General features: G+C 44.6%; 8 protein-coding genes. 2 read left to right on the forward strand and 6 right to left on the reverse strand.

Annotation, left to right across the window (positions count from 1 at the left end; genetic code table 11):
* Positions 1 to 273: 273 nt before the first annotated feature.
* Positions 274 to 729: a Fur family transcriptional regulator gene (locus HUN01_RS16715; RefSeq protein WP_012407750.1), complete on the forward strand. Its 456-nt coding sequence runs from the start codon at positions 274 to 276 to the stop codon at positions 727 to 729.
* Positions 730 to 859: 130 nt separating this feature from the next.
* On the opposite strand, the gene HUN01_RS16720 is transcribed toward HUN01_RS16715, so the two are convergent.
* On the reverse strand, positions 860 to 1,990 hold the full coding sequence (locus HUN01_RS16720; RefSeq protein WP_181932196.1) for a peptidoglycan-binding domain-containing protein: 1,131 nt from the start codon (positions 1,988 to 1,990) through the stop codon (positions 860 to 862).
* Between the two features lie 9 nt (positions 1,991 to 1,999).
* A complete protein-coding gene (gene cobN / locus HUN01_RS16725) occupies positions 2,000 to 6,055 on the reverse strand; it encodes a cobaltochelatase subunit CobN (RefSeq protein ID WP_181932197.1) in 4,056 nt (1,351 codons plus the stop codon).
* A 94-nt stretch (positions 6,056 to 6,149) separates the two neighbouring features.
* Between cobN and HUN01_RS16730 the strand changes: the two genes are divergently transcribed.
* Positions 6,150 to 8,171, forward strand: a complete 2,022-nt coding sequence (locus tag HUN01_RS16730) for a GAF domain-containing sensor histidine kinase (RefSeq protein WP_181932198.1) — start codon at positions 6,150 to 6,152, stop codon at positions 8,169 to 8,171.
* Positions 8,172 to 8,534: 363 nt separating this feature from the next.
* Here the strand turns inward: HUN01_RS16730 and HUN01_RS16735 are convergent, their stop codons facing one another.
* The 4 genes from HUN01_RS16735 to HUN01_RS35430 form a co-directional block, all read right to left on the reverse strand.
* Positions 8,535 to 11,642 (reverse strand): esterase-like activity of phytase family protein, encoded by a 3,108-nt coding sequence (locus HUN01_RS16735; protein ID WP_181932715.1) that lies wholly within the window; start codon positions 11,640 to 11,642, stop codon positions 8,535 to 8,537.
* A gap of 652 nt (positions 11,643 to 12,294) precedes the next feature.
* On the reverse strand, positions 12,295 to 17,697 hold the full coding sequence (locus HUN01_RS16740) for a phytase (RefSeq protein WP_181932199.1): 5,403 nt from the start codon (positions 17,695 to 17,697) through the stop codon (positions 12,295 to 12,297).
* Positions 17,698 to 17,784: 87 nt separating this feature from the next.
* The gene (locus HUN01_RS16745) at positions 17,785 to 17,928 is read right to left on the reverse strand and encodes a hypothetical protein (RefSeq protein WP_181932200.1); all 144 of its coding nucleotides are present in this window, start codon (positions 17,926 to 17,928) and stop codon (positions 17,785 to 17,787) included.
* Positions 17,929 to 18,029: 101 nt separating this feature from the next.
* The gene (locus HUN01_RS35430) at positions 18,030 to 23,354 is read right to left on the reverse strand and encodes a choice-of-anchor I family protein (protein ID WP_181932201.1); all 5,325 of its coding nucleotides are present in this window, start codon (positions 23,352 to 23,354) and stop codon (positions 18,030 to 18,032) included.
* Between the last annotated feature and the right edge of the window lie 168 nt (positions 23,355 to 23,522).

A 23,522-nucleotide genomic window follows, 5' to 3' on the forward strand; every position in this document is an offset into this window, starting at 1 on the left:
TTTGCTCAGATATATCGAAGGTGGTGATCAAATAAGCAATTTAAAATTCACTAGTTCAAAATTCAAAGTCAAAGGATGCAATCGTTACAAGTATCCTAACTATTAGCTGTATGGAAATTAAATGTATTACAGCTTATTACTTTAATTTTGATCAAGATTTGATGAATTGTTCTTAAATATTTAACATAAATTCTCAATAGGCAATGATTGTTGCAAATTGCTCCCAAGATTTGTTATATTCTCAATTAACGAGCTTTGTTGAGAAATATTAGTATGACTGTCTACACAACTACTTCACTCAAGGCAGAACTGAACGAACGAGGCTGGCGATTAACTCCCCAGCGCGAAACAATTTTACACATTTTTCAAGAACTTCCGCAAGGTGAACATCTGAGTGCGGAGGATCTTTATCATCGGCTAGAAACTGATGGTGAAGGGATCAGTCTGTCAACTATCTATCGGACTTTGAAGTTGATGGCAAGAATGGGAATTTTGCGGGAACTAGAACTGGGCGAGGGACATAAGCATTATGAAATCAACCAGCCTTATCCCCATCACCACCATCACTTAATTTGTGTTAGATGCAACTCAACTATTGAGTTTAAAAATGACTCAATTTTAAAAATTGGGTCGAAAACTGCTCAAAAAGAAGGTTTCCATCTGCTGGACTGTCAAATGACCATTCATGCAGTATGTCCCAAGTGCCAACGGGCGCTGATGCCGCTTTAGCACTTGGGTAGATAAAAAACGAAACTACTCAAATTAACCAAATAAATGGAATTTTGAGCAGTTTTTAATTTGCTGTTACTGGAGGTAAGCAACCAGTTGGTAAGTGATACTAACAACGCCAAAGCGGATGTTAAAAGCGTCCGCTCTTAAGATCCTTGAGACTGATGCCGTAAAACTCCTGGGCTTGTTTAATCGCTTTTTTGGTGTCATCTGCCATCACACCGTTCAGCTTACCTTTATAAAAACCCCGCTCCCGTAGACGCGTTTGGATTTCTAGGGTATTAAATTCGCTTTTGCTAGCAGTATTAACTGAGCTATATAACTTAGCTCGAGTAGTTGGGCCAGCAACGCCACTTGCTGCCAAGTAATTAGCGGCTTGGAATCTCCTTACAGCATCGGCAGTGTAGGGGCCATAGTAGCCATTTGGCTCTCCCTCTAAATATCCTGCCTGGATCAATTGTTCTTGAACAATTCTAACTGGCTCACCGCGATCGCCTACACGAAGTTTATCTCGATTGACTACCTTTTTGGGAGCCTCTTCTCCACTACCAATGCCAACTCCGGGCAATTTACCTAATGTTGCTGGGCCAACAACACCGTCAACGCTTAATTTATAAGCATCTTGGAACCGCTTGACAGCTTCTTCGGTAATTGGGCCAAATATTCCTGTGGCGTTCCCGTAATAAAAGCCCGCGACTCTTAAACGTTCTTGTAAAACCCTGACATTTTCACCTTCATCCCCTTTAGAAAGGTAGTTGGAATTACGGCGCTCTCTTGTTGCTGAACTAGTAGTGCTAGGCTTTTTGGCTTGTGTACTTACAACAGTAGCTTTTTTAGCTTGTGTAGTCGTAGTACTGGGCTTTTTAGCTTGCCAACTTTCTAATTTTTGCAGGGTGCTTGCTCCAACAATGCCGTCAACTGGTAAACCAGCAGCCTTTTGGAAGCGCCGCACAGCTTCTTGTGTGGATACGTCATATACTTGGGTAACAGAAGCTTGGTAAAAACCTGCTGTTTTCAACTTTTGTTGTAGATTTCTGACAGAAGGGCCTTGATCGCCTTTTTCCAAAGCTATGACACTGCTCACAGCGCCAAGAATGGACAAGGACAGAGCAAGGGGCAACATATACTTCCAAGCCCTACCAGAAAGCCGTTTCCAGTCTGGCGCAGCTGCTTTGTTAAACAAAGAACTGAGGGATACCAATTCACTGGGTGTGCTGTCTTCGTAGGCGAAAGCTAGGTGCAAATACGCAAGATTTTCCATATTTGTTTCCTACACCATTGATTTTTCTTCGATAACTGCTTCAGCTTGATGTACTAGGTTCCTCAAAGCTTCTAATGTTCCTATATTTACATCCTCCCACAAATTGCGCTTGTGTGCTTCTAATAATTTTTCAGCAATATCACGCAGAGCGTAAGGGTTCTTTTGCTGAATAAATTCTGACACAACTGGGTCGAGCAAGTAAGCCTCTACTATGCCTTGATACATATAATCTTCTACACATTTAGCTGTTGCATCATAGGCGAATAAAAAATCTACTGTCGCCGCCATTTCAAAGGCTCCTTTGTAACCGTGGCGCATGACTCCCGCAATCCACTTGGGATTGACTACACGAGAACGATACACCCGCGCAATTTCTTCTTTCAGTTGGCGAACGCGTGGTTTAGCGGGTATGGAATTATCACCAAAATAAGTTTGGGGGTTTTTTCCCTGTAGAGAACGCACCGCTGCGGTTAAGCCACCCTGAAATTGGTAATAATCATCAGAATCGAGTAAGTCGTGTTCACGGTTATCTTGATTGTGCAGCACAACTTGCATTTGCGCCAAGCGTTGTTTGAAGGCTTCGGTATTGGGTATTGGGCATGGGGCATTGGGCATTGGGCATTGGGCATTAGGAAGAATTTCTGCTCCTCTGCTCCCCTGCCCCTCTGCCAAATTTCCCGAAGAATAGGCGTAAGAACTCCAGTTGATGTAGGCGCGGGCTAAATCTTCGTCATCTGTCCAATTTTGCGATTCGATTAAACCTTGAAGTCCGGCCCCGTAAGCACCTGGGCGAGAACCAAAGATGCGATAGCGCGATCGCACCGCAGCTTCTTGTATAGTTAATCCTTGGCTTGTCCACAAATCAGTTTCTTGGCGAACTGCATCTGCAAGGGGATTTTGTTCTGGCGGTTCATCTAAGTCTGCTACTGCTGATACTGCTTGATCGAATAAGTCAATTAAGTTGGGAAAAGCATCCCGGAAGAATCCCGAAATTCGCAAGGTGACATCTACACGGGGACGCCCCAAAATCGCTAGGGGCAAAATTTCAAAATCTACTACTCGCCGCGCCGCACCATCCCAGACTGGTTGGACTCCGAGTAAAGCCAAGGCTTCGGCAATATCATCACCCCCTGTTCTCATGGTGGCTGTTCCCCACAATGATAAGCCTAGTGTTTTGGGATATTCACCATGTTCTTGAGTGTAATATTCAACGAGAGTTTCAGCGGCTTTTCTGCCGATATCCCAAGCTGTTTCTGTGGGAATGGCGCGAATATCTACAGAATAAAAGTTTCTCCCTGTTGGTAGAACTTCTGGGCGTCCGCGTGTGGGTGCGCCAGATGGAGCGCTTGGGACATATCCGCCATCGAGTCCGTGTAATAAATGGGTAATTTCTTGATCGGTTTGTTGTAAAGCTGGGAGGAGGCGATCGCGTATCCAGGTGGAGACGCGATTCATTGCGTCTCCACTTCCAGCACAGACGCGATGAATCGCGTCTCTACAAGAGTCCTGATTTATTAGTTGTTCTACTAAGAGGGCGGCGTGTTCTTCTAGGACTTCGACGATATCACCGAGGGTACGGCATTCAGTGCCATTGACTATTGAATATTCACCACTAGTCATTGACAAATCGGCTGTGAGGGGATCGAAATCTAGTCCCCAATCTTGAGCGATCGCACGGGTAATACCTGAAGAATGGCGATTGGGGATGCGAGCGATCGCTACTATTAAATCTCGTAACTGCCTTCCTTGGGGACATTGCCCAAAAATGTGCAACCCATCGCGGATTTGGGCTTCTTTTAATTCACACAGATAGCCACCGATGGAATTCAAAATTAAGGATTCAGACTTAAAAATTTCTGTTTCATTTTGGATTCCCAAATCTAGATGGAGATTTTCTTTGATTACCAGTTCGTGGATGCGATCGCGAATTACTGGCAAACGCGAAGGATCTAAACTGTCGGCTTCATAATATTCATCAATTAAATTTTCTAACTGCTGCAAAGAACCGTAGAGTTCCGCGCGAGTCATCGGTGGCGTGAGGTGATCTATAATCACCGCTTGAGCGCGACGTTTGGCTTGGGAACCTTCACCAGGGTCATTGACAATAAACGGGTACAGGTGGGGAAGTGCGCCGAAAGCTACTTCTGGATAACAATTACTGGATAAAGCCACACTTTTACCCGGTAGCCATTCTAGATTTCCGTGTTTTCCCACATGAACTACAGCATCAGCACCAAAAGTTTCTCTAACCCAATAGTAGAAAGCTAAATAAGCATGAGTTGGTTCTAAATCCGGCGCATGATAATTCAAACTGGGGTCATTATCATAACCCCTTGCTGGCTGAATTCCCACAAAAACGTTGCCGAGTTGGATTCCAGAAATGGGGATTGGGCATTGGGCATTGGGCATTGGGAATTGGGAATTGGGCATTGGGCATTGGGCATTGGGCATTGGGTATGGGTTATTGCCCTCATCTCCCTCATCTCCCTTATTCCCATGCCCCATGCCCCATGCCCCATTCCCCATTCCCCACCGTTCAGTAATACCTTGCTGAACTGCTGGCGGTAATGAAGCAAAATATTCTTGATATTCTTCCCAAGAAACACTTTGGTGTACCGGAAGCGATTCTTGACCTTCCGGATCGTTGGTTACGCCATCTGTCAGCCGTTGAATCAACTCGTCTCCTTCAGGAGGTAGATTTTCTACTTCATACCCAGCCTGATGTAAAGCTTGCAGGATTTCTACACAACTAGCTGGGGTGTCGAGTCCCACACCATTGGCGAGGCGGCCATTGCGGTTGGGGTAGTTTGCCAGAATTAGGGCAATTCGCCGTTCTTGGGGTGGTTTGGAACCCAGACGCGCCCAATTTGCTGCTAGTTTAGCAACGAACTCGATGCGATCGCTCACTGGTTCATAAATTACCACATCTGTTTCTAAATGGGGATTACGAGTTTGTAATGCTTTAAAAGACACAGCACGAGTAATAATCCGCCCATCTACTTCTGGTAGCGCCACATTCATCCCAATATCGCGGGGAGAAAGCCCTTGAAATTGTGACTCCCACTGCTCAATTGACCCGCCACTGAGGATTACCTGCAACACAGGCACATCTAATTTTTCCCATATTTCAGTTTGGGGTGTTTCCCTTTCCAAGCGTGCTAAAGAAAAACTGGTGGTATTTAGCAGCACAGCTATTGATTCGGCTTCTTTGGGTTGAAAAAATTCCATCAACTCAGCTTGAACATCGGGTTCACGCAATGAGGAAACAAACACTGGCATTGGTTGTAAATTTTTCTGTACCAAAGCTTCGCATAAAGCATCAATTACTTTAGTGTTTCCCGCTAAATAATGAGCGCGGTAGAAAAGGATGCCGATTTTGGGCATGAGGCATGGGGCATGGGGCATTGGGCATTGGAACCCTTGAGGTTCCAAGGCGGATGGATGAAGTTCTAACTCTCCCCTGCTCCCCTGCTCCCCTGCTCCCCCTGCTCCCACTCCCCACTCCCCACTTCCCACTCCCCACTCATACAATCCCACGCGCGGAATCGGCTGGGGTGGCGGGGGATTATATGCAGTTGACAAACAACTGTCGGAGATAAATTGCAGAGCATTAACGAAATTTTCCACGCCGCCTTCGCTAAAATACTGCCATACCTGATTAACAATAGCCAAAGGCACAGTAGACAGGGAAATTAAATCAGGATCAAAAGCGTCGTCCCCTGGCATTACAATGAGGGTTCTACCATTACGTTGCACAATTTCCTGCACAACTTCTAAGCCATAACTCCAGTAGGAACGTCCTCCTAACAGGCGCAAAACAATTACTTGGGCAAGTTCCAAAACTTGCTCTCCATAAGTGTCTACACTTAATTGTTGCTGCAACTGCAACAGGTTGGCGACTCTTAATGCAGGAAAATTTGCAGGTAATTTCGGAACCGAAGCTGCCAAAGTTTGAATATCCGTATCAGCGGCCGTAATCAACACGAAAGGCGCTGGAGTTTGTTCTAAAAAAATTAAACCCTCTGACTGATTCCATCCACCCGATGTGCTACTTATACGATGCATAATCCTGTCTTACCGTTTTAAACTGTTGGTTAGTACATAATCAAAACAAACTTTTTTCCTTGGATTCAGCCCCCTCTTACCAAAATGATTGAAAATGCTTAGTTCTCCTGATTTGAGCTTTTCTCGAACCTTGCCTATTGTTGTATTTAATCAGCTTGGGGAGTTGTTGGAACAGATGGCTCAAACGGTGGGAAGTGCCGCTTTGGTACTGACAGAAGCTGTTTTGGTGCGGGTTTGTATACCTGTGGAGTGGCAAAGACAAAGGTTTACGCTAGTAGTTTCTGAGCAGTTTAGTGCGCTCTTAGTAGGAAACTTTGAGGAGGAGCAGGGGAGCAGGGGAGCAGAGGGGCAGGAAATTTATTCAGCATTCAGCACTCCTAACTCCCCTCTCAGCACTCAGTACGGGCTAAACGCCCCGCTAACAGCACTCAGCACTAAATTGACATTTAATTTAGAGGCGATCGCAACATTTGTCTACGAATTGAGAGATTTGTTTGAGTGCGATTCTTATACTCACCAAAATCTCGAACGCTATCAGCAAATTATTAGACCTAATGATGCTACGCTCCAAAGTCAATTTACGCTGTTGTTATTAGAATATCTCCTAACTCAGCCAAACCAAGAAATAATAGCACCTCCAAGCCCAATCGGACCGGCAGTTTATATCTGTCAGCCAGTGGAAGATGCTTTAAAAAAACAGATTTCTCAAGAGCGGCTATTGAATCAGGTAACAACGCAGATCCGCAAAAGCCTGGATTTGCCTGTCATTATGGCAACGGCAATTACACAGGTGCGTGAGTTTCTGGAATTAGACAGATTAGTAATTTATAAATTTGCAAGTTCCCAAGTCAAGACTCAACAATACCAGTCTTCTACAGACGAGGTAAATGGGAAATGCTCAACTTCTATCTCAGTAAATAATCAACCCATATTAGAAGATTACCAACAGTATGGGGGTTATATTGTCTATGAGTCCCGTGCTACAAATGCTATTACATCGGTGTTGAATTACACGGAGGAAAATTGCTTTATCCGAACCTCTCAATGTTGGGAGAAGTATCGCCAAGGTTTTACCTTAGCTGTGGATGATGTCGAAAAAACTTATGTTTTAGAAGAGTGTTTATTGCATTTTTTAAGGGAAAGCCAAGTTAGGGCTAAGTTGGCGGCACCCATTATGTTTGAAGAAAAACTGTGGGGATTGCTGATTGCTCATCAGTGCAATGAGCCACATCAGTGGAATGATAGCGAAAAAAACTTGCTAATTGCGATCGCAGAACAATTAGCGATCGCCATTCACCAAACCGAGTTAATGCAAACTCTCACCCAAGAAAAACAAACTCTCGAACAACGAGTTATTGAGCGTACAAGGGCACTACGCGATGCCCTCCTCGCCGCCGAAGCTGCTAGCCGGATCAGAAGTGAGTTTCTCGCTACTATCAGTCATGAATTGCTCACGCCTTTAACTTATGTGATTGGGATGTCTTCGACGTTATTACGCTGGCCCTTGGGTGAATTGAGCCAACGACAACGGGGTTATCTGCAAACGATCCACGACAGTGGAGAACATTTATTAGGAATGATTAATGACATCCTCGATTTATCGCAAATCGAGGCTGGTAAAACAGCTTTAAATATTTCAGAATTTTCTTTGGTGAATGTTGCCAAAAGTGCTATGGAGTCACTGCGAAAAAAAGCAACAAGCGAACAAATTAATCTCATACTTGATTTGCAAATCGATCCCAGGCGCGATCGCTTTACCGCCGATGCCGAACGAGTAGAACAAATTATCTGGAATCTGTTAACTAATGCCATTAAATTTACCCCTGAAAATGGCAGCGTTACTTTACGTCTTTGGGTGGAAGATGATACTGCTATTTTTCAAGTCGAAGACACCGGAATCGGTATTCATGAAGAACAATTACCATTACTGTTTGAAAAATTTCAGCAACTCGATACACCCTATCGCCGCCGCTACGAAGGCACTGGACTGGGACTAGCTTTAACTAAACAACTCATAGAACTCCATCGCGGTCGAATTGAAGTAGAATCAACTGTTAGTATTGGCTCAATTTTTACTGTATGGATACCAACTCAGGCAATGAGAGTGATGAGTTAGGAGGCAGGAGGCAGGAGGCAGGAGGCAGGAGGCAGAAGGTCTTACCTCAGTTGGATATTCAGGACGGGTCTGAATAAAAGCCACCAAATTAAAAATTTGGTGGGATCTGAAACCCAATACAATTTAGATAAGACCAAAACACTTGTAGAGACGGCGATTTATCGCGTCTCAAAAACCCACAATTTTGTACTATTAGCCCTTAACCCAAGCGTATTGATCTCAAACCCTTCTTCCCTAATGTCACAGTGGAAGAATTATTCCTCCTGCCTTCTACCTTTCTTGATAAAAAAACGAGGAAGTATCACTTCCTCGTTTTAGCAAAATCGCTACAGTTTAACTAATTTTGAATGTTGAACCTTTCAGCTAAACAACACTAGCAGAAAAAACGAAATCATTTGCTGTGAGGCTAGTTGAAGTAATTCCCAACAATGAAGCTAACTCTGTATTTCCAGTTTTCACTAAGGTGTCACTACCCTGTTGCAATAGGGTTAGGGCACTAAACTGAGTAACGCCAATTCCACCCAAACCGATTTTATCAATGGCGATCGCAAAATCAGTCACAATGTTTTTGCTAGTTGGCAGACTGGCGTTAGCAATCCAGAACTGATCAGCACCAGCACCACCACTCAGGCTATTACTACCCTGTTGCCCAGCAAACAGAATATCATCACCATCGCCACCAAATAGAGAGTCATCGACATTAGAGAAGAGTTTGTCATCTCCAGAACCACCGTAAAGACGGTTATTAGTGCCGTTACTGGTGAGGGTGTCTTTACCTGAGCCACCGAAGGATAATTGACGAGAACCTTCAATTACTGTCAGGGTATCAGCACCGGCTGCCCCAAATAGATTATTACTACCACTGGCTTCAATTACGACAACAAGATCATCACCATTACCACCATTGGCACTGGTATTTTGAGCCGGGCCATTTTGACCAATGAATATTTGATCGTCACCGTCTCCTGTAGACACTGAAGAGTCATTACCCACAAGCACCGTGTCATCCCCGTTCCCGGTTTGGATTGTGTTACCTTGAGTAGCCTCGACAAAATCTGCTCCATCACCTGTAAATAAGGTTTGATTTGGCTGGGCTGTAATATCATCGCTAGTTGTGGAGCCAAACTTAATTTCTTCACCTTTTGGCTGACCTAAACCAGGAGCAAGGTTGAGAGGATTCTCCAGCTTTAAGAGAATAATTTCATTGTTGTCTATGACTGGATTCTGAGGATCATCTCCAGGACGACCTGTTGAAAAGGGATAGTTGTTGTCATTAGCTACCAAAATGGTGTTTTTGTCAACAACCAAAACATTTTCAATGGTTACAAACGGGAAGTCAAAGGTGGTTTTGCCATCTCCATTGAGGTCGTTGGGGTCTTGGATGTTCAACAAGTCTGCAACTTCTTCTTTGACTACATAGCCATTAGAATCTGTTTTAGACAAGTCTATTTTGAAAATCTTCTTGAATTGAGCAGAAGTTCCTTGACCACCATCCCGCTCAACGACTAAATACTCATTGTCATTAATGACTGCTAAATCCCCGATCGCATACGCGGGATTTTCCAACTTGTAGTAAAGTTTATTATCGGTGTACTTACGGCTAGCGATATCAAATTCGTTAATCCGCAACGCACCGGGAGCATCACCTTGAACCGTACCCTCTAGCAGCATATAGAGCTTGGTTTTGCTGGCATTGATTGCTCCACCTTCAAAACCTTTAGAGCCACCCAAGTTAGCAAAAGCATCTCCTGAAAGAACATCGGGGTTTTGTGGCGATCGCACTAAGTTATTCTGAGGATCACTCAAGAAATCTCGGACTTTATCCCCTGTATCTGGGAAGTCTGTGAAGAGTGCATCTACCCCTAGCTGAAAGAACTGCTGAAATTCTAGTTCTGGATTACCTTTGTAATCTGCTGCTAAATACAGGTCTTCATCGCGGAAGGTGTAAGGATGAACCTGTAAACCTGCATTGTGAGCATCTTGAACTAAAGTAGTGGGAGGTAACAGTGTTCTATCAGCTTCATTTACTGTCCCGTCGTTGTTGATATCATCTGCCAAACCATCATTATTAGCATCAGTACCTCTGACACTGACAATTAACCGCTTCCAAGGGCCAATTCCATCAGCATAGGTAGCGATTTCAGCCAAACCTTCTGGAGTCCGTAAGTCGCCATAAGTCCGAAGGTCGTCACTGACTTCAAAATCATAAGGCTGAGTCTCTATGATCTCACCGTTTAGCGTAATTCCAGCGGCATCGAAAAGTTGAACCAGGGGAATATCTACGCCTGCCTCTGGCATAATGCGATCGTGGAGATCCTTGAGATTACCCACTTCAAAGGATTGGATGAAGATCCGACTGGGATCGGTGAAATTCTCAGCCTTGAGTGTATCGATGAGGATTTCACTGATGTTTCTGTTAATTTTCTCCGTAGTGCCTACATAAGTAGCTTCTTCGGCAGAATAGGTGGGATGCTTAGTTTCAGGATAGATGCCAATCTTTTTACCCGTCTCGGCTTCTACTTCCTTAACCAAGTCGATGATTTCGGCGAGGGTGGGAATTTCAAATTGACCATTGAAGGATTGGTCGCGGAAAGGTACACGCTGTATAGCTCTTAAGGTCTTGATTTCTTCTAAAGTGAAGTCTTCAGCGAACCAACCAGTGATTTCAGTTCCATCTAGACTGACTGTTTTCTTGCGATCGGCAAACTGTGGATATTTGGTAATATCGTAAACGTCTGTGGTTGTATTGCTTAAATTAAGAGTGCCATCAGGATTCAAAATTGCCAAAGCAGGCTCATGACGAGCAATTAATACCCCATCTTTTGTAACTACTAAGTCAGGCTCAATAAAGTCAGCGCCGTCTGCAATTGCTTGTTTGTAAGCTTCTAGAGTATGTTCTGGAAGCTTTCCACTAGCACCTCTGTGGCCAAGAATTTTAGGTGCTTCTCCATCTAGAGTTTTGAAGAAGTCAGGTGTAGCAATGGGAGCTTCTAACAGCTTACCAGCGGCATCAAAATGTAGTAGGTAAGGGCCAAACTCTTCTCCAACCCAAATTGTCCCGTCTTTATCAAAGACGAATGACTCTACATCCAAGTCTGCACCAGTTAGTAATCTATCAGTAGTTCCTTCATTAACTATTTGGAAAGGAATCTTGTTATTGGGATCAGATAGTTGAATGTAGTCTAAAACTTTAACAGTGCCATCTCCATTTTCTGTTCCCTTAAAACTTGGGTCTAGACGATGGATGCGTAACAGAAAGTCTTCACTATTATCTTTGCTGCCGTAACCATTATCTGACAGAAAGTATAAAGAGTCATTATTAGCAAACTGTACACCACTGAAGCCCTGTATTGGCTGTCCTGGGAAAGGCCCCGTTCTGCCATTCCCTGAAATTTCCTCACCAGAAACAGGCCCATCACCATAGGTATCAGCAGGTAAAGAGGCAAAGCCTACTAATTCAATTGCCATAATTAGAATGTTGGTTGGGTATTTGGATTTAACTGGTTCGCAAACTAATCAAGTTCTCTCATTGCATCACTTGTGGAAAAAATCAATCATGTTCTCATGCTAAAAACCGGAATTACGGGTAAATTTTAGAATCACAACACTACAGCTTGGGCAATTCCGTTAAGTCCGATTTCGTCATCAACACTGAAAATAAATGCATTTACAAAAAATGTATTCTTTCAGAGTTATCGAAAGCTTGATAAATGAGAATTTGATGTCAACTACTAATTGGTGTTAGTTAGTCATGAGTGTAGAAGACTGAGATACAGAATTGAAATCTGTTGATAGTAGTATGAGAGAACTTAGCTAGCAGTAAATATATTTTCATGAGAAGATTAAGAAAACAATAAGCTAACTGGAAGAAATGATTAATTGTAAGGGCTTATAAATCAATAAGGTTCAGCTAAGGGTTATTGGTGTAGGTAATTGGTCTTTGAAGACGCGATTTATCGCGTCTCTACATGAGGGTTTTGTTGCTCATTCTCAACTGTATTGGCTTATAAATTCATGAAAATCTTTGCAACACATGAAATATTTAGATCCCCGACTTCTTTAATAAGTCGGGGATCTTGTTGTTTAGAAATGATTTAGGATTGGGATAACACTAGGCAACAAACTAAGCTACGACGCTAGGAGAGAAAACAAAGTCATTTGCAGTCAGGCTAGTTGAGATAATTCCCGACAATGAAGCCAACTCAGTATTTCCTATTTTCACCAAAGTGTCACTACCCTGTTGCGACAGCGTTAGCCCACAAAATTGAGTTACGCCAACACCGCCAAGCCCGATTTTGTCAATCCCGACTGTAAAATCAGTCACGATGTTATTACTAATTGGCAGACTGGCATTAGCAATCCAGAATTGGTCAGCACCAGCCCCACCACTGAGGCGATTACTACCTCCTTGACCGGCAAATAGCACATCATCACCATCGCCACCAAATAGCGAATCATTGACATTAGAGAAAAGTTTGTCATCTCCAGAACCACCGTAGAGACGGTTATTGCTACCGCCACTGCTAAGGGTATCATTACCGGAACCACCGAATAATGATTGGCGAGAACCTTCAATTATTGTGAGAGTATCATCACCTGCCCCACCAAACAGATTATTACTACCACTAGCTTCTACGACGACAATCAAATCATCACCATTACCACCATCAGCATTGGTATTTTTAGCGGGGCCATTTTGGCCAATAAAAATCTGATCGTTACCCTCTCCCCCAAATACTGAAGAGTCACTCCCTGCAAGTACGGTGTCATCACCGTTCCCAGCCTCGATTGTGTTACCTTCAGTACCTTCTACAAAATCTGCGCCGTCACCTGCACTAAAGAATTGTCCTGGTTCAAGATTGACGGTATCGCTGTTGCTAGAACCAAAACCGTTCGGGAAAGGAGGCTCTACAACTGTTAGGTTATTGGGTAATTCCAGAATGCCGAGTTTTTCAGCAGGTGTATTACCCGTAACGTTGAAATCGTTGTCGTTAAGCAAGGCTAGAGTGTTGGGTGCTACCAGCGCCAAACCTTCTAATTTTTCTACTCCGGTGTAACCCAACTGAGCGGCATTAGCAATTAGGCTTTTGGTGACAGGGGTAATATTGGCGGTAGCTAACTCCGCAGAGGTAAGTTTTTCAATGGTTTTATCCGCTGGCAAGGTAAAGTTAGCAGGGTTGTTGATGTTGGTCGCCCCGGCTAAATCAATTTGGTAAATTAGTTTATTGCCAGCTGATGTACCATTGTCGTCTCGCTCAATTACCGCAAATTTGCCGTTACCCAAGGAAACTGCATCACCAATCTTATCAGTTGCAGGTAGACCTTCCAGGAGATATAAATACTCTGCTGTCACCTGCTTGGTAACAATATCAAACTCTAGAATTCGCAGGTTGAGAGAACTTCTGGAAGTTGCATCATTGGCGACATCTGGATTATCAATTGGACTTTGGATAAAGGCGTATAATTTATCACCTTCCAGGGCGACAGCTTCAAATCCTCGGTTATTGCGGCGTTGGGCATAAACTTCTGGCAATACCTCAGTGCCAAATGTTCCGGTTGGTTGATCTGGGTTGGGTGCAGTGGCAGTTCCTTGAGGGATAAAGCGGTCAATCAGCTTACCATTAGTGTCAAAGTGGTAAATTGCCGGACGGTATTCATCTACCAGCCAGTAATCTCCATTTTCCGCAATTACAATTCCCTCTAAGTCAGCACCCAAAGGATCGTTAGCGAGAACATTGTTGTCTAAGTCAACGGCAATTTCATCTGTGTAGGCTAAACCGTTTCCTACAGCTTGCAAATTAGGCAGTCCCGTTAATGGCGTTGTCCCATCTTGACGGAATAGCCCCGTTCTCTTGGTAATATTAATTTCACCTGTACTGCGGTTGAGTTCAAAGCTGACTATTTCTGGCTGGAAATCGGGTAATAAAAATGGTCTGTTTACACCATCAGGTTCTCCATTGGGGCCCCTGTCTGTGTGAGTGACAAACTTCAGATTCCCATTTGCTGCAAACCCTTGGAAATACAACCCAGAGAAACCACCTAATAAAATATCTTGATTTTCAGAGGTTGTTCCTAACTTGGGTAGGTTTTCAAATTCATAGATAGTCAGTTTGGGTTGGGCAACAGGATTACGTGGATCGTAACTAGTGGTGTCAATAGTTAGAGAATTAGGCAAGGCATTGGCAATATTTTCCCAAGGTACAAACTTGAAGTTAGAACTGATATTTTCTTCTTCACCTTCATCGCTGACTATTGTGGCAGGTTCATTGGAGCCATCTTGAGTGACAAATAAACCAAATGGAAAGTTAGGCCCCAGTGGCACGTTAATTACTTCTGCACCATCTGACTCTTGTACGCTGTCAATTGACCCATTGTTTCCAACGGCAAAGTTACCTACGTATTCGTTGTTACCTTCACGGGTGTAGGCAACAAAGGTATTGTCGCCTTGGCTGGATGCTAATAAATAGCCTGTGCCATTTTTACCGTAATAAATGGTCAGTCCTTCTACGTCATCGGTGAGGTTAGTACCACCCAAATCTCTGACTTGATCAATTAACTTGCCAGTTGTGCCACCGTCTGGTTCTGCTTGGAACTTCCAAATACCGACATTTTCCTGGCCGATGTAGAGGAAACCAGTTTCCTGGTCTACTACCATACCCTCTGTTTGCGGATCGCGATCGCCAATTGTTGGTACAGTAAATTCTCGGACTCGTTCAATACCAATTTTCCCATTACCTTTGTCAATCAGTTTAAACTGAGCGACATCTCCAGTTTCGCGGCGATTGGCAAAGACATAATAATCATTGGTGATGGGACTACGGTACAATGCCAGCCCGTAAGCACTCCGAGAAGATGAGGAATAAGGTTCTGCAAAAGGTAGCCCTTGGAAGAGAGTACCAAGGCTGCTGTCGGTAATATCTTCCAGGTAATTGCCGTCAGTGCCAGGATTGGGGTTAATTTTGAAGATTGCTAGTTTATCATTGTTGCGATCGCTAGCTACGGCAATATCAATAGATTGATTGCCTAATTTAAAACCGTATTGCAGGTCTATGTTGTTGTAGCGGATACCACCCGGATTAACTGTCTCTAACAAATTACCAGACAAGTCATAAATCCGCAGTCCGCCATTTTTCACTGAGGTTAATACTAGGCTATCAGCAGAATTTGTAGCATTAATATAGATGGCTGGATCATCAGCATCGGCACGTTGATCAACTGGGAGTGTTTCATCATCCAACAAATCGGGACGAGTTTCTACCGTGGGTGCAGCAGTTGGAACTAAGTCTGCATCCAGCGTCAGAATTTGGGTAAATTGGCTTTGGTTGAAGTTGTTATCACTTACCAGCACAATCGACTGACGACCATCTGCTAATTTGGGGCCAAAGGTGATGCCTTCGATGTTATCTGTACCGTTAGGCAAATCCAGATCATTTAAATTTAATAGCAGACGTTTTTGAGCGGGTTGGATCACTTCTAATTGCTCAGTACTCAGATTATTGAGAGAATCGTAGAAGCTAATATCTGTTGATCCTTGCAAAGAAACTTCGTAGATTTTGATAGTGTTGCCTACACCTTGTGCAAAGGAGCGTTCCAACGCCAGCAAGGTTCCTCGGTTATCGATCGCAAGTAAATCCACTAAACCATTGTCAGCAAAGCCTGTGCTAGGGTTGGGTACATCCGCGATCGCATCCGTAATGTAAAGGTATTCTTTTTCTGGTTGCCCACTAAGCAGATTGTATTGCAGAATTCGGGAACGGCTGCCGCTGCTGAGTGAAGCCCTTAATCCATCTTGAGAAAGTGCGTTTTCGGTAGCGGTGAATAGGGTTTTCTGGTCAGGTGTGATGGTGAGGCTTTCAAATCCCAAATTATTGTAAACACCTGATGTCTGCGTGTCACCTGCATCTACAAGACCGTTGCCGTTGGTATCCTGAACTACTGGCAGGAATTTGCTGGGGACAAATAGCGATCGCAATTCTTGCCCCGTAGCTAGCGAAAACTCTTTAATAAAGGGATTGCTAACTCGACCTGCACCAGGATTAACTTCACCTTCAGAAGAGATGAAAACAGTACTATTGTTGGTTAAAGCAATGCCTTCTGGGTCAACGCTAAATGTTGCAAATAAGTTGTTATTGCTATCTCTCAGAGGTGTGACATTGGTAAAAGTCACCTCAGTATCAGCAGTGAAAGTGTAGAAGCGGGCGGGGCCAAATTGTGAGCGATCGTCTGAAATAGCGTAGTAGCGGTTATTTACAGCGTCGTAAGTGACACCAGATAGTCCCCCCAGTGGAGTCTGTACCCCATTCACAGTACCCCCCACACCAGCAGGAATAAAGCCAGTAACAAAGGTAGTTTCTTCCACAAATCCTGCACGAGGAATAGTTTTACCTGGTTCATTTGGCCCACTTTGCACATCTGCGAACACCAAGCGATGGTCGGAACTGGGGAAGGGAAAAGTACCTACCAAGGGGAATGTCGGGTCAGTATTTAGAGGCCAAAATACTCCTGAGTTGGCAATGGTCAGGTCAGCGGAGGGCAAGACGTAATCAGTCCGCAGATTTCCGGGAGTCGTATCAGCAAAGTCTGCGGTATCAAAGCTAGGATTACCCTTTTGGCTAGCGTTTGCACCACCCTGCAAATCTGCTTGTTGGGGGCTACCTACACTGGTAGGGATGACATTAGTATTGATATTGGGATTTTGCAACAGTTGGCGAATAGCATTGTCAAAACTATCACCATCTAACGGGTCTGCATTTTGATCACCCACAATCACAAAGCTTGACCCAGAAGCAATTCCGCCCGTTTTGCCTTCATCATCATAGATGTAATTACCTTTACCAGGAGTAACATAATCTGCCCAAAAGCGGATCTCGTCGTGGTTGCGCTTACCATTGCGGTCTTCCGGCCCATCAAAGGTTGGAGGTGTGGGGTGGCTGGCGAGGATGTGAATTGTCTCGCCGTTCACTTGAATGGGTACATCCCAATGACTCTTGGAGGAAAGACGCACAACTTCGAGTTCCTCGTCAGAATACCAATCATTTGGCTGTGGCGTTGCGAGGTCATCGGGAAGCAAGGCATTGGGCATATCCTTCCAAAGGAAGTTTTGGAAGGTGCGGATATTGGTGGTATCGATGGGATATTTGGACAGCAGCAGCATCCCATATTGACCAGGAAAATTCCCGAATCCGAAAGCATCATCGCCATCTCCTACTGTACCGTCGTTGTTCAAGTCAAATCCAGAGGCAATACCCGTATTGGAAGGAGCGATGTAGAAGTAGGGGTAGTCAACGGGAGTTGTACCGTTTTGGCTGATGGCTAGATAATTTTGCTGGAATAGTTGAACTGCCTCCGGGGAGTAGTCAAACTCGTTAATTAGTAGCACATCTGGGTTATTGCGCTGGATGATTTCTGCAACTGCCTTTGCCTGAGCATTATCGGGGGTAGATAAATCACTTAATAACTGACCTTCAGCGTTCCGATTCAAAGAAGCATTGAACTGGGAAAAGCGAATTGTGCTTGTAGTTACCATAGTTGAATTCTCTGGTAGATTCCAGACATGAGACTGCTTTGAAAATTGGGAGTGCGGAATGGGCGTTTCTTGCATTCCAACTCTTACTCACTGGGACTCTGCGCCGAATGGCACTAAGAAAAGATACAGCCCTTGTTCTGACTGGTTCCCAGCCTGGAGGCTGGGAATCCATTCTGGGAGGGCTGCCGCCTCCAGTAGATTGAATTGAGGCAGAGCCTCTTTTAAATACATTCCCAGCCTCCAGGCTGGGAACGAGACGACACAACCTTTTGGGCTTTTGTGCCATTCGACTCTGCGCCTCTGCATGAGCCAAGCGATCGCCCGAATCTGCGTTAAACAAAGACGAAACGAGTATCTGTCGCCAAATTGGTATTGCGGTTTAACCCGTTTTCCACAACAGCAATCAATTCCGCTCCATTGTTGGTGAAAATGCCCACGTCCGATCTAACTGACCCTAGTGAGTAATTGTTAGCAACTCCCTTAAGCTGAATCTGATCGTTTGCTTGGAAGTTGAGAATATAGGCGTAGTCACTGTTGCGGGAACTGGTATAGAAAACTGAACTGGCATCACCCAAGACGTAAGTATCTGCACCTTGCTCGCCGTTGAGGAGGTCGATTTCGTTTGTGCCGCCCCCCCAACCAATCAGGCGGTCATTACCATTACCCCCAGAAAGTGCGTCACTGCCAAGTCCACCTAAAATTGTGTCATTGCCATCGCCGCCAAGGAGTACATCTGTGCTTCCCTTGCCATCCAGGTAATCATTACCTGCTCCACCATTTATTAACTCACTGCCATTAGTGCCGATAACGCGATCGCTTCCAGCTAGAGCGTTGACTATGTATCTGTTCAAACCCGTAAGTTCGCTAACAAAGATGATATCGTTGCCAAATGTCGCCTTGTTATTGGCCACAGTCAGGTCAAAGGTATCACTAACATTAGCGCCTTTGCCATCAGCAGCGATGACTGTGACTGCAAAAATCCCAGTTTGGGAGATATTGCCAGATATTACACCTGTGTTTGCAACGATACTAGATCCAGCGGGTAAGCCCGTAGCACTGTAGCTGAGGGTATCGCCTTGATCGATGTCAGCAAATTTGTTACTGACATTGAAAGAGAAGGGTTTATTAGTAGAGATGATTTGGTCGTCAATCGGTTCTACTACCGTGGGAGCATTGTTTTTAGGGAGATTAAACCGAGCCACGCTAGGGTCATGATCGCTATCCTGATCAGCAAACTCTGAGTTTATGTGAACGACATCATACCCATCTAGCTTGTTGAGCAAGTTGTTACTAACTAAAACGTGGTCAAGGGTTTGGGCGTTACCTTCAAAGTTGTATGTGTAACGCTCATTTTGCGGCAGCGTTTCAATTAAGGAAGTCAGTCCAGCGCTTTCTATGGTGTTGACGGGGTTGGAAAACTCAAAGTCATTTAAGTCACCCGCCACTACGACATTGGCATTAGGGTCGATCGCTAAAATACTGCTGACAAAGTTTTTCACCAGGGTAGCTTGTTGCTGACGCTGGGTTTCGCTAGTGAGAGTTGGTGGTTGATTCGGCCCAAATAATGGTTGGTCGCCACCTTTAGAGTTAAAGTGATTGCCAATTACATAAACAGTTTCACCGTTGAAAGTAAATTCACCTACTAACGGCTTACGACTGCTGGTAAAAGCTGAGTTGGTGGGGTCGATTAAACCAGGACTATTAGAAACTGTGGGAACACCAGAGACATTGGTAACTGTGGTGCTGGTGGTGGAACTACCACCGGGGCGATCTACAAAGCTGACACGACTGGGATTAAATAAGAAGCCAACCCGGATATTTCCACCAGGTTCACCGCCGTTCGTATCGTCTACTGGATTAATTTGGCGATATTGATATGTGGGGCCGCCAGCAGCAATGATTGTATCAATTAATTTTTGGAAAGTGGCACTGGCATCAACTACGCTATCATTTGTCGGCCCGTTATTGTCCTGAATTTCTTCCAGACTAATGATATCTGGGGATTTCAGATTATTAACAATGCGGTTAGCCAGGTTGTTAAACTTGGTTGGATCATCACCTGGGTCAAGGTTTTCAACGTTGTAGGTAGCAACTGTCAGCTGGTCGGTAGTCGGAGTTAAATTAGTGACTTCCCTAGTCAGCGTGTTTGAAGTCACTGTCACTGAGGTAGGTAGAACTTCATAGTTGCTGAAGTTATAATCCACCACACCTGTAATGGTGTCCAAAGTAGCACCAACGTTAACTTTGGGTGAGCTACCAGAGGTAAACAGTGTGTCATCAATTTGGATACGCTCTGGGTTAAAATCGTTAGGACTAATCACGATACCGCCACGGGCTGTACGTCCGGTGGCATTAGCACCATCGTCTGCGAGTACCCAAATTTCCCCAAAAGAATTTGTCGGACTAACTGCCACAGGATTATTTATCTGGACTAGCATTCCTTCTAAGCTTTCGTAGAAATCAATGCCATCCTGGGCAGGGTCAAAGGTGGTTGTTCCAGTTTCGATATTACCGGTAGTGTCGTTATCAATTACCGTTGTTGGAATAGTTCTGCCGCCATTACCCAAAATCGTGGCAGTTGGCAAAGCATTTCCACTGGAGAGTTTGACTATCGTCGGGCTAGTAATTTCTGTGGTCGTTAGGTTATTGGCATTATTACCTGGACGAAACTCTGTAACTGTCCCACTGACTAATATAGAATCACCGACGGATACAGTTGGTGCTGATGATGTGAAAACAAAAATGGCTTCGGAAGTGCGATCGTCGCTGTCTGGAGTAGGGTCTTGCAAGTAAAAACCGTTACTTGTTTTAACCGTGACAATTCCCGCTACATTACTGACAGTCTGATTTCTAAAGGATGAAATATGCCCCGTTCCCTGAATATCGCTAATCCGAACGGAGGGAGTTACTTCAAACACCGCAACCGTTTTGCTGACTTCGTTTGTGGTAACTAACAAAGGCTTGCCTGTGGGACTATCAGCCGCCGAGACAAAGGTTAGCCCTTCGATCGCAATATCTTCGGGAGTGTTGATATATTGAACGAAGCTTGGCGCTTGCGGATTTGTCACTTCATAAACGATGACATCGCCAGTCCGTTCTAAACCCACAAAAGCATAAGTGCGGTTGTTGATGACTCCGATCACCACACCTTCGGGTTCGGGCCCTTTGTTATCACTGCGGCTGTCAAAAGTATCAGCTGCACCATCTGAGTTAAACAGGGTTGGTACTTTAGTTGCGGTGATTTGTTCAAATTGGTCGCCACTGTCGAATATCTGATTACCGCTTGCGTCCCAAATCGAAAAGGAACGCGCCCCCAATGCTTCGATCCGATCGAAATCTCTGTCTCCATCGATATCACCCGTGGCCCCGGTTAATTGCAACCGTCCCAGATTGGCATTATTCTTGAGAGTTGCCGCATTCGGGAAAACAGTTGGATCTAAAACATATCCGGCTGCACCAACCCGGATTTCCTCGCTAAAACCAGTGTAGTCGCGGGAATCTCCTTCGTTGGCGGTGATGTAGTAGGTTTGTCCGTTAGCACTGAAGCTAGCGATCGCATCGGGTTGATATAACCCAAATATCGGCCAATTCTGAATATTAATTTTACCATCGCGATCGCTAGCATCTAATCCATTACCTGGGAGATTGTGATTTTTCGCACCCAGAGGCAAAATGCTGGTGATGGTGGCGCTAGCAATATCCAGAATAGCGATCGCATTGTTTTCTTGCAAGGTAATCCGTGCAGTTTTACCGTCTGGAGCTACTGCAATATACTCTGGTTCTAAGTCTTGTGCTACCGTCGAGCCGGGTCCAGTAATCCGCACGCCTGCGGCTTTGAGTGTGGCAATTTGGCTATTGAAGCTCGTAAATGAGGCTTGAGCAACGGTTGCATTAGCCACGCCACCAGAAATATTAATAATACTGACTGAACCTTCAGGATCTACCGAATTTGGTTGCCCGTAGCTGTTGGGTTCCCCTTCATTTGCGACTAATACCTTCGTACCATCGGGGGTAAAGGTGAGCATATCGGGTAATGCACCCACCGCCACCGAGTTCAAGAAGTTGCCACTGGCGGCATTGTAGAAACTCACCTGTCCGATCTGTTGGGCGTTTGTGGTGGTATTTTGGATGGCGTAGGCGACTGCGACAATGCCATTTTTCACCGCCACGCTGTTGGGAATGGCTTGCGTACCTGCGGGGGGCGTAAATCCTGTTGTCAAAGTACCAGCCGAGGTTACTGCACCTGTATTGCTGACGTTATAAATTTCAATTATGCTGCCAGCAACCACAAACAGGCGATCGCTTCCAGGATCAAAGGCGGATATTTCGGCCCCATTTGTACTGGTGAAGCCACCAATTTTCTGTAAAAAGCTGGAGTTATTGTTGGTAATCGTAATATTTTGGGAAGTGGTGCTGCCCAGGATAATACCTGCGGAGGGTGTACCAATGGTCAATGTTGCGGTTTCTGTTCCTTCTGCGATCGCATCATCGGCAACGATAAAGGTAACAGAACCAGTGGTTTCTCCACTAGGAATGGTGATGATATTGTTGGTGAGGTAAAAATCTCCAGCGGTGATGCCTGTTCCCGAAACCCCTAAATTAACGGTCTGATTCCCAGATACGGCACTGGATGCATTAGCCGTAACGGTGATAGCTGTTGTGTTTGCTTCCAAGCCAGTAGTGCTGCTGAGGGATAAGTTGACAATTGGAAACGTAGCATCGTTATCAGCGATCGTGATGTTTTGGGAAGTAGTGCCCAGTGTAATACCTGCGGAAGGATTACTGATGGTTAATGTAGCGGTTTCTGTGTCTTCAATTACAGCATCATCTACAACGGTGAATGTGACGGAACCTGCGGTTTGTCCGTCAAGAATTGTGATGATATTGTTGCTGAGGTTGTAATCACCAGCGGTGATGTCAGTTCCCGTTACGCCTAAGTTAACTGTTTGATTACCGGAAACAGCACTAGAAGCAGTAGCGGTAACTGTAATTTGGGTTGTACCTGCTTCAGTTCCGGAGTTAGCGTTTACAGATAAATTGACTGTGGGATTTCCACTAGCGATCGCAAACTTTGTGGTATCTGGGACTGTTGCAGCATAACTACCATCTCCGCCATCGAACCAATTGGCGACGTTGTTAACAAGCGGTTTGTAGTTTGCAAAACTGGCTTGTCCACTGCGTGAACCATTATATACCCCATAGTCAGAGTCATTCGAGAGTGCGATCGCATTAACTCCATTACTTAGCCCAGCAGGAGTTAGATTTGTCGTTCCCTCACTTGACACACCAGCCAAAAATGTGGTTGGAGCAGTGGCGCTAGTGCCGAGATAAGCATAAAGAGTCTCATCAGATGCAGCAAGACCATAGTTAGCACTACCAGAAACGCTAACCCGACTCAATGTACCAATCGACGCTGCTAGATTAACAGCATTGTCAATTGCGCTGAAACGAATTACAGTACCAGCAGTAATGGTACTAGCTCCTGAATTCCACTGAAAATAAGACTCCCCAGTGTTAAAAGATGTCAGGCTAGTAGCTTCGTTATCAGTGAAGTAAATGATTGTATTCGGGTCTATGTCTACAAACGTGACAATAGACCAACCATCTTCATCGGCATTGAAAGAGATAAAAGCAATATCGCCTTGTGTCAAAGCCATTAATAACGTCTCCTTCAATTTATTTTGTATTGTTTGAGAACCACCTGAAAAGCTGATATTCAGGAATAATTTGCAAACATAATCAAGTCATATTGACAATCGCAATATCACTATCAAAAAAAACTATTTTGTGGTCAAAAAAGCTACGGATTTTACTAGCATTAATCC

Origin of the sequence: Nostoc edaphicum CCNP1411, assembly GCF_014023275.1 — a bacterium.
Classification (GTDB): domain Bacteria; phylum Cyanobacteriota; class Cyanobacteriia; order Cyanobacteriales; family Nostocaceae; genus Nostoc; species Nostoc edaphicum_A.

Coding starts and splice junctions, on each gene's coding strand:
- HUN01_RS16740 (WP_181932199.1), bottom strand. CDS start 17,697: ATGGTAACTACAAGCACAATTCGCTTTTCCCAGTTCAATGCTTCTTTG.
- cobN (WP_181932197.1), bottom strand. CDS start 6,055: ATGCATCGTATAAGTAGCACATCGGGTGGATGGAATCAGTCAGAGGGT.
- HUN01_RS35430 (WP_181932201.1), bottom strand. CDS start 23,354: ATGGCTTTGACACAAGGCGATATTGCTTTTATCTCTTTCAATGCCGAT.
- HUN01_RS16715 (WP_012407750.1), top strand. CDS start 274: ATGACTGTCTACACAACTACTTCACTCAAGGCAGAACTGAACGAACGA.
- HUN01_RS16730 (WP_181932198.1), top strand. CDS start 6,150: ATGCTTAGTTCTCCTGATTTGAGCTTTTCTCGAACCTTGCCTATTGTT.
- HUN01_RS16720 (WP_181932196.1), bottom strand. CDS start 1,990: ATGGAAAATCTTGCGTATTTGCACCTAGCTTTCGCCTACGAAGACAGC.
- HUN01_RS16745 (WP_181932200.1), bottom strand. CDS start 17,928: ATGTATTTAAAAGAGGCTCTGCCTCAATTCAATCTACTGGAGGCGGCA.